General features: G+C 65.7%; 11 protein-coding genes. 10 read left to right on the top strand and 1 reads right to left on the bottom strand.

The window, feature by feature from the left end; translation table 11 throughout:
• The first annotated feature begins 145 nt into the window (after nt 1-145).
• From ACLD0W_RS02815 to ribD, 4 genes are all read left to right on the top strand, one after another.
• Nucleotides 146-1,780, top strand: coding sequence for a methyl-accepting chemotaxis protein (locus tag ACLD0W_RS02815; protein WP_410305985.1), 1,635 nt, complete (start codon nt 146-148; stop codon nt 1,778-1,780).
• A gap of 41 nt (nt 1,781-1,821) precedes the next feature.
• Nucleotides 1,822-3,078, top strand: a complete 1,257-nt coding sequence (gene glyA, locus ACLD0W_RS02810; RefSeq protein WP_410305984.1) for a serine hydroxymethyltransferase — start codon at nt 1,822-1,824, stop codon at nt 3,076-3,078.
• Between the two features lie 187 nt (nt 3,079-3,265).
• Nucleotides 3,266-3,745, top strand: coding sequence for a transcriptional regulator NrdR (gene nrdR, locus ACLD0W_RS02805; RefSeq protein ID WP_410305983.1), 480 nt, complete (start codon nt 3,266-3,268; stop codon nt 3,743-3,745).
• Between the two features lie 38 nt (nt 3,746-3,783).
• On the top strand, nt 3,784-4,959 hold the full coding sequence (gene ribD / locus ACLD0W_RS02800; RefSeq protein WP_410306800.1) for a bifunctional diaminohydroxyphosphoribosylaminopyrimidine deaminase/5-amino-6-(5-phosphoribosylamino)uracil reductase RibD: 1,176 nt from the start codon (nt 3,784-3,786) through the stop codon (nt 4,957-4,959).
• Here ribD and ACLD0W_RS02795 read toward each other — a convergent pair.
• Nucleotides 4,917-6,182: a diguanylate cyclase gene (locus ACLD0W_RS02795; RefSeq protein WP_410305982.1), complete on the bottom strand. Its 1,266-nt coding sequence runs from the start codon at nt 6,180-6,182 to the stop codon at nt 4,917-4,919. The genes ribD and ACLD0W_RS02795 overlap by 43 nt on opposite strands.
• A gap of 412 nt (nt 6,183-6,594) precedes the next feature.
• Between ACLD0W_RS02795 and paaA the strand changes: the two genes are divergently transcribed.
• The 6 genes from paaA (at nt 6,595) to paaZ (ending at nt 12,694) form a co-directional block, all read left to right on the top strand.
• Nucleotides 6,595-7,599 (top strand): 1,2-phenylacetyl-CoA epoxidase subunit PaaA, encoded by a 1,005-nt coding sequence (gene paaA / locus ACLD0W_RS02790; protein ID WP_410306799.1) that lies wholly within the window; start codon nt 6,595-6,597, stop codon nt 7,597-7,599.
• A 26-nt stretch (nt 7,600-7,625) separates the two neighbouring features.
• A complete protein-coding gene (paaB, locus tag ACLD0W_RS02785; protein WP_256244643.1) occupies nt 7,626-7,907 on the top strand; it encodes a 1,2-phenylacetyl-CoA epoxidase subunit PaaB in 282 nt (93 codons plus the stop codon).
• 11 nt (nt 7,908-7,918) lie between these two features.
• Entirely contained in the window at nt 7,919-8,674 is a 756-nt protein-coding gene (gene paaC, locus ACLD0W_RS02780) for a 1,2-phenylacetyl-CoA epoxidase subunit PaaC (RefSeq protein ID WP_410305981.1), read from the top strand.
• Complete coding sequence (gene paaD, locus ACLD0W_RS02775; RefSeq protein ID WP_410305980.1) at nt 8,661-9,200, top strand: 1,2-phenylacetyl-CoA epoxidase subunit PaaD; 540 nt, start codon at nt 8,661-8,663, stop codon at nt 9,198-9,200. Before paaC ends, paaD begins: the two co-directional genes overlap by 14 nt.
• 29 nt (nt 9,201-9,229) lie before the next feature.
• A complete protein-coding gene (gene paaE / locus ACLD0W_RS02770) occupies nt 9,230-10,306 on the top strand; it encodes a 1,2-phenylacetyl-CoA epoxidase subunit PaaE (RefSeq protein WP_410305979.1) in 1,077 nt (358 codons plus the stop codon).
• A gap of 336 nt (nt 10,307-10,642) precedes the next feature.
• A complete protein-coding gene (paaZ, locus tag ACLD0W_RS02765) occupies nt 10,643-12,694 on the top strand; it encodes a phenylacetic acid degradation bifunctional protein PaaZ (RefSeq protein WP_410305978.1) in 2,052 nt (683 codons plus the stop codon).
• Nucleotides 12,695-12,750: the final 56 nt, after the last annotated feature.

The raw sequence follows: 12,750 nt of genomic DNA, 5'->3' as shown, positions 1-12,750 counted from the left end.
GTGCCTGGAGAAAATGCATTTTTGGGGCATGATGGGCGTCAATCGCGGCCTGATAGCGATTTTTTGCGACGCAATTCACTAATTTGCAACAGGGGGTGCTGATCCTCTCCGGGTCGCTGCTTATCAGGCTCGCCCAGGAGGCCCCATGCTTCGCTCCCTCAATCGGATCAACGTCAAATACGCCCTGGCCTTTATCGGCGTGGCGCTGTCGCTATGGCTGGTGGTGCTGGCGGACGCGCTGCTGGTGAACACCCTGCGCGACCGGCTCGACGCCTTCAGCGGCCCGTTCCATGAAGCCACGGTGGCGGTGATGGGCGCCCAGCGCGACCTCTATCAGGCCCGGTCCGCGGAAAATGAGTACCTGCGCTATATCCCGGGCATGCCCGAATCCAAGGCCGCCAAGGCCAGCTACGAGGCGATGGCGGACCAGGCGGAGCAGGCGCTGGCGCGGTTCCGGGTGGCCCTGGCCGGCTATCCGGAGGTGCTGGCCAGTGCCGAGGGGGCCGAGGCCGGCTTCGCCGCCTGGCGGCAGGCCTCCCGGGCCACCTTCGACTTCTACGACGACCAGAACGTGGTGCGCGCCACCCAGCAGATCGACCGGGATTCCCTGGACGCCTTCGAGGCGCTGGGCGCACGGTTGAACGAGGTCAGCCAGGCGGTGGACGCCAAGACCACGCAACTGGCGGCGCAAACGGCGGGCCGGATTGCCCGCCAGCGCCTGGCGGTGGGTGTGTTCGCCGTGCTGGTGGGGCTGTTCGCCCTGGCGGTGGCCCTTGTCGGGCCACACCTGATGTCCCGGGCGATCCGGGGCATCACCGGACGCATTCGGGAGATCTCCGACGGCGACGGCGACCTCACCGCCCGCATCGACAGCCCGCGCCGCGATGAAATCGGCGACCTGGCGCGCGCCTTCGACGCCTTTATCGAGCGCATCGACCGCACCTTGCAGGGCGTCCGCGACAACGCCCTGGGCGTGCACCAGGCCGCCGATGACATCGCCCGGGGCAGCCAGGAGCTGGCCGGCCGCACCGAGCAATCCGCCGCCAACCTGCAGCAGACCTCCGCCTCCATCGAGCAGATCACCACCACGGTGGGGCACACCGCCGACGCCGCCGGCGAGGCGGACGGGCTGGCCCGGGACACGGCGGCGGTGGCGCGCCGTGGGCGCGCCGCCATGCAAAAGGTGGAGATCACCATGGACGAGATCAACGCGGCCTCCTCGCGCATCAATGAGATCGTCGCGCTGATCGACGGCATCGCCTTCCAGACCAATATCCTGGCGCTGAACGCCTCGGTGGAGGCGGCCCGGGCCGGCGAGCACGGGCGTGGCTTCGCGGTGGTGGCCCAGGAGGTACGCACCCTGGCCGCCCGCAGCGGGGACGCCTCCCGGGATATCCGCGATCTGGTGGAGCGCTCGGTGACCAGCGCCCGGGGCGGCGTGGATCTGGTGCGTGACGCCGGTCGCACCATGGGCGAGATCGTCGCCGGCATCGAGCAGGTGAGCCGGGTGATCGGCGCGATCAGCACCGGCGCCCGGGAGCAGAGCCAGGGCATCGGCCAGGTGAACACCGCGGTCAGCGAGCTGGACGCCATGACCCAGCACAACGCCGCCCTGGTGGAGGAAAGCAGCGGCGCCGCCGACGGCATGCGTCGTCAGGCGGAGGAACTGGCCGCCCTGATCGCCGGCTTCCGGCTCAGTGACGAGAGCGACACCCCCGTGAAGCCCGTTCAAGGTCATGATGAGGGGCTTTCATGTGCCAAAAGCCCGGCTTTTGGGTAGAATGCGGGCCCCGAAACCCACCACCCAGGTACAGGTAGCGCATGTTCCCGAAATCCATGTCCATCGCCGAGTTCGACCCGGAAATCCAGGCCGCCATCGACGCCGAGCGCGAGCGCCAGGAACAGCACATCGAGCTGATCGCCTCCGAGAACTACGCCTCGCCCCGGGTGATGGAAGCCCAGGGCTCCGTGCTCACCAACAAATACGCCGAGGGCTACCCGGGCAAGCGTTACTACGGCGGTTGCGAGCACGTGGACGTGGTCGAGCAACTGGCCATCGACCGGGCCTGTGCGCTGTTCGGCGCCGACTGGGCCAACGTGCAGCCGCACTCCGGTTCCCAGGCCAACGCCGCCGTCTACATGGCGGTGCTCAACCCCGGTGACACGGTGCTGGGCATGAGCCTGGACGCCGGCGGCCACCTGACCCACGGCGCCAAGCCCAACTTCTCCGGCAAGATGTACAACGCCGTGCAGTACGGCCTGGACAACGACACCGGTCTGATCGACTACGATCAGGTGGAAAAACTGGCCCGCGAGCACAAGCCGAAGATGATCGTGGCCGGCTTCTCCGCTTACTCCCAGGTCGTGGACTGGCAGCGCTTCCGTGACATCGCCGACGAAGTGGGCGCCATCCTGCTGGTGGACATGGCCCACGTGGCCGGCCTGGTCGCCGCCGGCGTCTATCCGAGCCCGGTGGGCATCGCCGACATCACCACCACCACCACCCACAAGACCATCGGTGGCCCCCGTGGTGGCCTGATCATGGGCAAGGCCAACGAAGACCTGCAGAAGAAAATCAATTCCGCGGTGTTCCCCGGTGGCCAGGGTGGCCCCCTGGAGCACGTCATCGCCGCCAAGGCGATCTGCTTCAAGGAAGCCATGGACCCGTCGTTCAAGACCTACCAGCAGAACGTGGTGAAGAACGCCAAGGCCATGGCCAAGGTGTTCATTGACCGGGGTTTTGATGTGGTCTCCAACGGCACCGAGAACCACCTGTTCCTGCTCAGCCTGATCAAGCAGGACATCACCGGTAAGGACGCCGACGCCGCCCTCGGCCGCGCCCACATCACCGTCAACAAGAACGCCGTGCCCAACGACCCGCGCTCCCCGTTCGTCACCTCCGGCCTGCGCATCGGTTCGCCGTCCATCACCCGCCGTGGCTTCAACGAACAGGACGCCACCGAGCTGGCCGGCTGGATCTGCGACATTCTCGACAACATGGGCGACGAGAGCGTGATCGACGCGGTACGCGGCAAGGTCGCCGAGATCTGCAAGCGCCTGCCGGTGTACGAGCGCTGAGAAGACCCGGTTAAAAGTTGAAAGTTAAAAGTTGAAGGCGCGCGCGGCCCTGGTCATGATATTTGACGCTGGTCGCCGCGCCTTTTGCTTAAGCGCGGCCTGAAGCGCCGAACAAAAGAGCGTATTCACCCGCGTTTCAACTTTTAACTTGTCACTTTCAACGTGTTTGTTTCGGCCGGAGGCCGCCATGTATTGCCCCTTCTGTGGAGCCCAGGACACCAAGGTCATCGATTCCCGTCTGGTCGCCGACGGCGGCCAGGTGCGGCGTCGCCGTGAGTGCCTGAGCTGCACGGAGCGCTTCACCACCTTCGAGACCGCCGAGCTGGTGATGCCCCGGGTGATCAAGTCCGACGGCACCCGCGAGCCGTTCGACGAGAACAAGCTGCGCGCCGGCATGCAGCGGGCGCTGGAGAAGCGCCCGGTGAGCGTGGAGGATCTGGAGGCGGCGATCAGCCGCATCTGCCACCGCCTGCGCGCCACCGGCGAGCGGGAAGTGCCGGCCCGGGAAATGGGCGAGTTCGTCATGGAGGCGCTGCAGGAACTGGACGACGTGGCCTATGTGCGGTTCGCCTCCGTGTATCGCAGTTTCCAGGACATCTCCGAGTTCGCCGCCGAGGTGGACCGCCTGCGGGGCGGCAAGAAAAGCGGCAAAAAAGGCGACGCGTGAGCGGCGCCACCCCCTTCTCCGTCTTTGACCAGCGCTGCATGCTGCGGGCACTGGAACTGGCCCGCCGTGGCCTTTACACCACCGACCCCAACCCCCGGGTGGGCTGCGTGATCGCAATGGGCGACGAAATCCTGGCCGAGGGCTTCCACGCCCGCGCCGGTGAGCCCCACGCCGAACGCCATGCCCTGGCCGCCGCTGGCGACCGCGCCCGGGGCGCCACCGCCTACGTCACCCTGGAACCCTGCTCCCATACCGGTCGCACCGGCCCCTGCGCCGATGCGCTGATCGCCGCCGGCGTGGCGCGGGTGGTGGTGGCCATGCAGGATCCCAATCCGCAAGTGGCCGGCAATGGCTTTGCCAGGCTGCGCGAGGCCGGCATCCAGGTGGACGTGGGCCTGCAGGAAGCGGAGGCGCTGGCGCTGAACCCCGGGTTCGTGCATCGCATGCGCGGCGAGCGCCCCTACGTGCGCATCAAGGCCGCCGCCAGCCTGGACGGCCGCACCGCCATGGCCAGTGGCGAGTCCCAGTGGATCACCGGCGCCGCCGCCCGGGAAGATGTGCAGCGCCTGCGCGCGCGCAGCAGCGCCATCATCACCGGCATCGGCACGGTGCTGGCGGACCGGCCCTCCTACACGGTGCGCCCGGAGCAGTGGGCGCTGGGTGATTATCGAGACCACGGTGTATTGCCGGTGCGCGCGCCCCTGCGGGTGATCCTGGACCCGGCCCTGCGCACGCCGCCGGACAGCCCGGTGATCAGCGCCGCCGGCCCCTGCTTGATCGCCCATGCGGACGATCCCACCGCCAGCGAAGCGCGTCGCCAGGCGCTGCGGGCCGCCGGCGCGGAATTGCTGGTGTTGCCCCGGGCCGTCCGCCCGGAAGGCGACCGCGACGCGCCACTGGGCGTGGAGCGACGCGGGCTGGATCTGGGCGCCCTGCTGGATGAGCTGGCCCGCCGGGAATGCAATGAGGTGCTGGTGGAATGCGGCGCCACCCTGGCTGGCGCCTTCGTGCAGGAGGGGCTGTTCGACGAACTGATCGTCTACCTGGCGCCGGCGCTGCTGGGCACCGATGCCCGGGGCCTGCTGACCCTGCCGTTCGCCCGCATGGCGGAGAAAATCCCCCTGCAATGGCAGGACCTGCGCCGGGTCGGCGATGATCTGCGGCTGACGCTTCAGCCCACCGCCAGCCGGTTGCGGCCCTCCGCCTTGGCCTGATACAGGGCCTGATCGGCGCGCTGCAGGGTGGCGCGCCAGTCTTCGTCGCGCAACGCCGCGAAGCCCACGCTGGCGCCCACGTCCAGATTCGGCGTGCCGTCCAGCTGCAGGTGACGGAAGGCGCGCAGCAACCGCTCCACCACCACCCGCGCCGCCGCCTCGTCGGCGTCCGCCAGATACACCACGAACTCGTCGCCACCCCAGCGACAGGCGATGTCCTGCTCGCGCACCGTGCGCCGGATGGCGTCCGCCACCGCGCGGATCAGCTGATCGCCGTGGTCGTGGCCGAACCGATCGTTGACGCCCTTGAAGTGATCCAGATCGATAAACAGCAGGCCGCCGCCCATCCCCGGTGGCAGGTGATCGAGCCGCTGCTCCAGATGGGCGCGGTTGAACAGGCCGGACAGCGGGTCGCGGATCACCCGATCCTCGAGTCGCCGCAGCTGATGGTCATGGTGTGCGCGTTCGCGCAGGGTATGGGAATAGTGCAGCACCATGGTGGCGAAGGCGCCGATCTGAAACACCGCGCAGCCCAGGGTCAGGCCGCTGAAGGGCAGCAGCTCCAGGCCCAGCTCACGGAACATGTCGTGCAGACCGGCCAGGAAGAACACCGCGAAACCGAACATGGTCATCCGCCAAAGCAGCCGCCCCCGGGCGCGGAACGCCTGGCGCAGCATGCCGATGGACACCACCACCAGGGCGATCAGGCAGCCGGCGTAGAAGGGCGCCGCCAGGGTGCCGTAGTCGGCGAACACGCCGACGTTGGTGACCCGGTAGCGCTCCGAAGCGATGATCAGCAGGGGATGGTCCACCCAGAACAGGCCGGCGATCAGCGCGCCGGTGCCATAGATGGCGCCCAGCCGGCGGGTCGCCACGATCCGGCTGGCCAGCACCCGGTGCAATGCGAACAGCGAGGCCAGGGCCATCACCACCGCGCTCAGGGAAAGGCGGTAGGGAATCATCACGTGGCGCAGATCGTTTTCGAGCAGACACAGCCGCACGCCGATGTCGCCGGCCACATAGGCGGTGGCGCACAGGTTGGCCACGCTGAAATGCAGCGCCACCGACGCCTCGCGATCCCGGTGGCGGTAAAGGGCCACGGTGAACACCAGCATCAGGGCGGACAGGGTGGCGGTGGCCCCCACGGCCATGATCTTGATCCACAGCGTCCAGGTGTCCACGCCCGCGCCGGCCAATCCAGCGACCACTATCTCATTCGGCATACCGCCCCTATTCCGGTCAACAGACCCGATCAATAACCCCAATCAATACGCTCCCCGCGGAAAGAGTAGCAAAAGGGCGGCGCCGTCGCCGCTTCAGCAGGTGTCAAAGCGTTGCGGTTTGTTTCCTGCCGCAAGTCGGGCAGTAAAGTGACGATTCCATGTATCGGATTGCGTGAAGTTGTCGTCTTTTATGACTCACGATGCGCGGATTGAGACAGCCGTATTGATCATTTAATGGCGATAAAAAACAGGGCCTTACAGATGTTTTGGGTGCCTTCTCCGGGTGTCGGGCATAAAATGATACGCAAAATGAATATTGACACGAAATTATGTGTCGTATAAAAAGGAGTCATTCATGGCGGAAACCCCGGGCGCCGCCCCGGCGTTCCGCGCACCCATCAAGGAGGCACCCATGTACGCACAACAGGTGGACACCGGCAGCAAGGGCCTGAAGAGCCTGGACGAAATGAGCCCGGAAGAACGTCACTTCCAGGAGAAGGTGGACGCGGAAGTCCGTATCGAGCCCAAGAACTGGATGCCCGACGGTTACCGCAAGACCCTGATTCGCCAGATCTCCCAGCACGCCCACTCCGAGATTGTCGGCATGCTGCCGGAGGGCAACTGGCTGACCCGCGCGCCTTCGCTGAAACGCAAGCTGCAGCTGATGGCCAAGATCCAGGACGAGGCCGGCCACGGCCTGTACCTGTACAGCGCCATGGAAACCCTGGGCGCGGATCGTGACGAGGAAATCGAAAAGCTGCACCGGGGGGAAGTGAAGTTCTCCTCCATCTTTACCTACCCGACGCTCACCTGGGCGGACATGGGCGCCATCGGCTGGCTGGTGGACGGCGCCGCCATCGTCAACCAGGTGCCCCTGCAGCGCTGCTCCTATGGCCCTTACTCCCGCGCCATGATCCGTGTCTGCAAGGAAGAAAGCTTCCACCAGCGCCAGGGTTACGAAATCCTGCTGACCATGATGCGCGAAGGCACCGACGAGCAGAAAGAGATGGTGCAGGACGCCATCAACCGTTTCTGGTGGCCGTCGCTGATGATGTTCGGCCCCTCGGACGAAAACTCGCCCAACTCCGCGCAATCCATGGCCTGGAAAATCAAACGCCACGGCAACGACGAACTGCGCCAGCGCTTCCTGGACCAGACCGTACCGCAGCTGGAATTCCTCGGCTGCACCGCCCCGGACCCGGACCTGAAATGGAACGAGGAAACCGGCCACTACGACTTCGGCGAAATCCAATGGCAGGAATTCTTCGACGTGCTCAAGGGCCACAGCCCCTGTGGCGTCGAGCGCATCCAACAGCGCAAGAAAGCCATCGACGAAGGCCAGTGGGTGCGCGACGCCGCCGTGGCCTACGCCCAAAAGCAAGAACAGAAAGAGAAGCAAAAAGCGAACGCCGCTTAAACCGAATTAATTCAACGGAAATTGAAATGGCAGACTGGACCCTCTTCGAAGTCTTCGTGCGCAGCAAGCACGGCCTCAACCACAAACACGTGGGCAGCGTGCACGCCGCGGACGCCACCATGGCCCTGGAAAACGCCCGCGAGCTTTATACGCGTAGAAGTGAAGGCGTCAGCATCTGGGTGGTGCCCGCCGCGCAGATCACCGCCAGCGCCGGCGACGAAAAAGAACCCTTCTTCGACCCGGCCGACGACAAGGTCTACCGCCACGCCAGCTTCTACAAGCTGCCCCCGGAAGTGGACCAGATGTGAGGAGCGTGACGATGAATAACGATCAAGCACTCACCGAATATCTTCTTCGCCTGGCCGACACCGACATGGTGCTCGCCCAGCGCTTCTGCGAATGGTGCGGCAACGCCCCGGCCCTGGAAGAAGAAGTGGCGATGATGAACGTGGGCCTGGACCTGATCGGTCAGGCACGCAACTGGTACGACTACGCCGCCGAACTGCTCGACGATGGCCGCGACGCCGACTATCTGGCGTTTCGCCGTAATGAGCGCGAATACCGCAACCTGCTGCTGGCGGAACAGCCGCGCGGTGATTACGCCGTCACCACCGCCAAGCAGTTCTTCTTCGACGTCTGGCACCATCTGGTGCTCACGCGCCTGACCGAATCCAGCGACGAGCGCATCGCCGGCATCGCCGCCAAGGGCCTCAAGGAAGCCGCCTACCACCGCCGCCGCTCCACCGAATGGATGCTGCGCCTGGGGCAGGGCACCGATGAAAGCCACCGCCGTCTTACCGACGCCGTGCAAAACCTGTGGCGCTTCACCTACGAGCTCACCGATACCGACGAGATCGAGGACCAGCTCGCCGAGGCGGGCATCGGCGCCGGCAACGTGGGCGACGCCTGGCGCGCCGAAGTGGCCCGCGTGTTCGCCGAAGCCGGCCTGGAACTGCCGGAACCGGCGCGCCACTTCTACATGGACGGCAAGAACGGCAAACACACGGAGCACCTGGGCTTCTTGCTGGCCGAGATGCAGTACCTGCCGCGGGCCTACCCCGATGCAACCTGGTGATCTGATCTACCGCGAGCGCAAAGCCTACCAAGGCCCCGCGCTCGGCGAAGACGACCTGCCCCGGGCCTGGGAGTGCCTAACCGAGGTGATGGACCCGGAAGTGCCGGTGGTCAGCGTGGTCGATCTGGGCATGATCCGCGCGGTGGAATGGGAGGGCGACCGCCTCAAGGTGAAAGTCTCGCCGACTTACTCCGGCTGCCCGGCCACCGAGGTCATCGAGCGCGACGTGCAGGAAGCCCTGGAAGACACCGGCTTCAAGAACCCGCGCATCGAACGGGTGCTGGCCCCGGCCTGGACCACCGACTGGATCACCGAAAAGGGCCGCCAACAGCTGCGGGACTACGGCATCGCGCCGCCGGCGGTGGGCGAGGGGCGCGATACATTGCGCGACCCCGGCCCCGCCGAGTGCCCGCACTGCGGCGGCATCCATACCGAACAAGTCAGCGAATTCGGCTCCACCGCCTGCAAGGCCTTGTACAAGTGCCGCGACTGCCTGGAACCGTTCGATTATTTCAAGTGCCTCTGATCAAGAGATACTGTTCAAGAGCTCTGACCATGACTCAATTTCATTCCCTTAAAATTCGTGAAGTGCGCCCCGAAACCCGCGAAGCGGTGTCCATCGCCTTCGACGTACCCCCGGAATTGAACGACACCTTCCGCTTCACCCAGGGCCAGCACCTGATCGTGCGCACCCACATGGACGGCGAAGAAGTGCGCCGCTCCTACTCCATCTGCACCGGCGTCCACGACGGCGACCTGCGCGTGGCGGTAAAAAAAGTCCCCGGTGGCCGCTTCTCCGGCTTCGCCAACGGCGAGCTCAAAGAAGGCGACACCCTGGAAGTGATGCCCCCCAGCGGCCACTTCTTTATCGAGCTGGACCCGCGACGCCAGGCCCACTACCTGGCCGTGGCCGCCGGCAGCGGCATCACGCCGATCCTGTCGATCATCAAAACCACCCTGGAAGCCGAGCCCCACAGCCAGTTCACGCTGCTCTACGGCAACCGCTCCAGCAACTCCACCCTGTTCCGCGAAGCGCTCAGCGACCTGAAAAACCAGTACCTCGGCCGCTTCAACGTGATCTACCTCTTCAGCCGCGAACAACAGGACGTGGACCTCTACAACGGCCGCATCGACGCCGACAAATGCGACGCCATCTTCTCCCGCTGGCTCGACACCCCGAACCTGCACGCCGCCTTCCTCTGCGGCCCGCAATCCATGACCGAAACCGTCAAGGAACGGCTGGTCGCCAACGGCCTGGATAAAAGCCGCGTGCACTTCGAACTGTTCGGCGTGGAAGGCGAAACGAAACGCCGCGAACGCCGCCCGGAAGAAATCGCCACCGACGAAACCAAAACCCAGGTCACCATCATCGCCGACGGCCGCGAAGTGCTCGTCGAACTGCCCCGGGACTCCAAGAACATCCTCGACGCCGCCAACGAAAACGGCGCCGACCTGCCGTTCTCCTGCAAGGCCGGCGTCTGCTCCACCTGCCGCTGCAAGGTGGTGGAAGGCGAAGTGGAAATGGACAACAACTTCGCCCTGGAAGACTACGAAGTCGCCGCCGGCTACGTGCTCTCCTGCCAGAGCTACCCGGTCACCGACAAAGTCGTTCTCGATTTCGACCAGCCCTAGGAAATGTATTGAGGCGCGGGACGTTATTTGCTGACGCCAGACGCCAGACGCCAGACGCCAGACGCCAGACGCTTGAAAATCCATCGCGACTGAAGCCGCTCCTACGGCCCGATTCGAAACCACTGTAGGAGCGACCGGGGCGCGGAGCCTTTAGTCGCGATTCCCCCGGTTGCCGCAAACAGGCGCCCGGGCAGGCAACAGGCCGTAGAAGCGGCCGGGGCGCGCAGCTTTCAGCCGCGATCCCCCGGTAGCCGCCCAACCGCGGCAGCCCAAACAAAACACAGGCCGCGGCCCCAAGAAGCCGCGCCCATACGCAGACAAACAAGGAGCCACGCCATGACCGTTCTCCAAAGCTACCTCGCCGGCCAATGGTTCGGCAGCCAGGCCGCCAAACCCCTGGCCAGCGCCATCAACGGCGAGATCGTCGCCCACACCCACGACGACGCCCCCGACTTCGCCGCCGCCGTGGACTACGCCCGCACCACCGGCACCCGCGAACTGCTCAAGCTCGACTTCCAGGAACGGGCCGCCCGCCTCAAGGCCATGGCGCTCTACCTGCAAGAACACAAAAAAGAGCTCTATAAACTCTCGCGCCACACCGGTGCCACCAAAGGCGACAACGCTTTCGACATCGACGGCGGCTTCGGCACCCTGTTCGCCTACGCCAGCATGGGCCGCAAGGAATTGCCCTCCGGCAACGTCCTCCACGAAGGCCCGGTGGTCCCCCTCGGCAAGGAAAACCACTTCGCCGCCACTCACATCCTGGTACCGCGCCGGGGCGTCGCCGTGCACATCAACGCCTTCAACTTCCCGGTCTGGGGCATGCTGGAAAAATTCGCCGGCAACTTCCTCGCCGGCATGCCGTGCATCGTTAAACCGGCCACCGCCACCAGCTACCTCACCGCCGCCTGCGTGCGCCTGATTCAAGACTCCGGCGCCCTGCCGGAAGGGGCCCTGCAACTGATTATCGGCGGCACCGGTGACCTGCTCGACCAGCTCGACGAACAGGACATGGTCACCTTCACCGGCTCGGCCAGCACCGCCCGCAAACTGCGCGCGCACCCGAACATCATCAACCGCTCGATCCCCTTCAACGCCGAAGCGGACTCCCTCAACAGCGCCATCCTCGCCCCGGACGTCACCCCCGACGACGAGGAATTCGACCTGCTGGCCAAGGAAGTGGTCCGCGAGATGACCGTTAAAGCCGGCCAGAAATGCACCGCCATCCGCCGCATCCTGGTGCCCCAACAGCACCTGGACGCCTTCGGTGAACGCCTGATCCAACGCCTGGAAAAAATCACCCTCGGCGACCCGGACGAAGAAGGCGTGCGCATGGGCGCGCTCGCCTCCCTGGACCAGAAAGAAGACGTGGCCGCCGCCGTCAACGACCTGCTCAACACATCCGAATGTATCTTCGGCGGCAACGGCGACCCGCAGCCCATCGGCCAGGGCACCGACAAAGGCGCCTTCTTCGGCCCGCGCCTGCTGCGCAGCAACGACCCCCACGCCGACGGCGGCGCCCACGACATCGAAGCCTTCGGCCCGGTCAGCACCCTCATGGGCTACGGCGACCTGGACGAAGCCATCGCCCTCGCCGACAAAGGCAAAGGCAGCCTGGTCACCACCTTCGCCACCAAAGACCCCCAAAACGCCGCCCGCGCCATCCCCGTGCTCGCCGCCCGCCACGGCCGCCTGCAAGTGCTCAACGCCGAATCGGCCCAGGAATCCACCGGCCACGGCGCGCCGCTCCCCATGCTCAAACACGGCGGCCCCGGCCGCGCCGGCGGCGGTGAAGAACTCGGCGGCATCCGCGCCGTGCGCCACTACCTCCAACGCACCGCCATCCAGGGCTCCCCCACCATGCTCGCCGCCGTCACCGGCGAATACGTGCGCGGCGCCGACGTCCTCGAAACCGAAGTGCACCCCTTCCGCCGCCACTTCGACGACCTCGCCATCGGCGAATCCCTGCTCACCCACCGCCGCACCGTCACCGAAGCCGACATCGTCAACTTCGGCTGCCTCTCCGGCGACCACTTCTACATGCACTTCGACGAAATCGCCGCCAAGGACTCCCAATTCGGCAAACGCATCGCCCACGGTTACTTCCTCCTCTCCGCCGCCGCCGGCCTCTTCGTCTCCCCGGCCCCCGGCCCCGTCCTCGCCAACTACGGCCTCGACACCCTCCGCTTCATCACCCCCGTCGGCGCCGGCGACACCATCCAGGCCCGCCTGACCTGCAAACGCAAAATCGACCAGGGCAAAGCCGCCCCCGACGGCACCCCCCAAGGCGTGGTGGTCTGGGATGTGCAGGTCAAAAACCAGGACGACGAACTCGTCGCCAGCTACGACATCCTCACGCTGGTGGCGAAAAAGAAAGGGGACGCATAACCGCCATGTGGTGAGTTAGTCCTTACTCCTTAAATCCAGGCTTCCTTGGTGATGGC

Origin of the sequence: Alloalcanivorax sp. C16-1, from assembly GCF_046507805.1 — a bacterium.
Classification (GTDB): Bacteria; Pseudomonadota; Gammaproteobacteria; order Pseudomonadales; family Alcanivoracaceae; genus Alloalcanivorax.
Note: the sequence above shows the minus strand (reverse complement) of the source record. Positions and strands in the feature narration are given on the sequence as shown.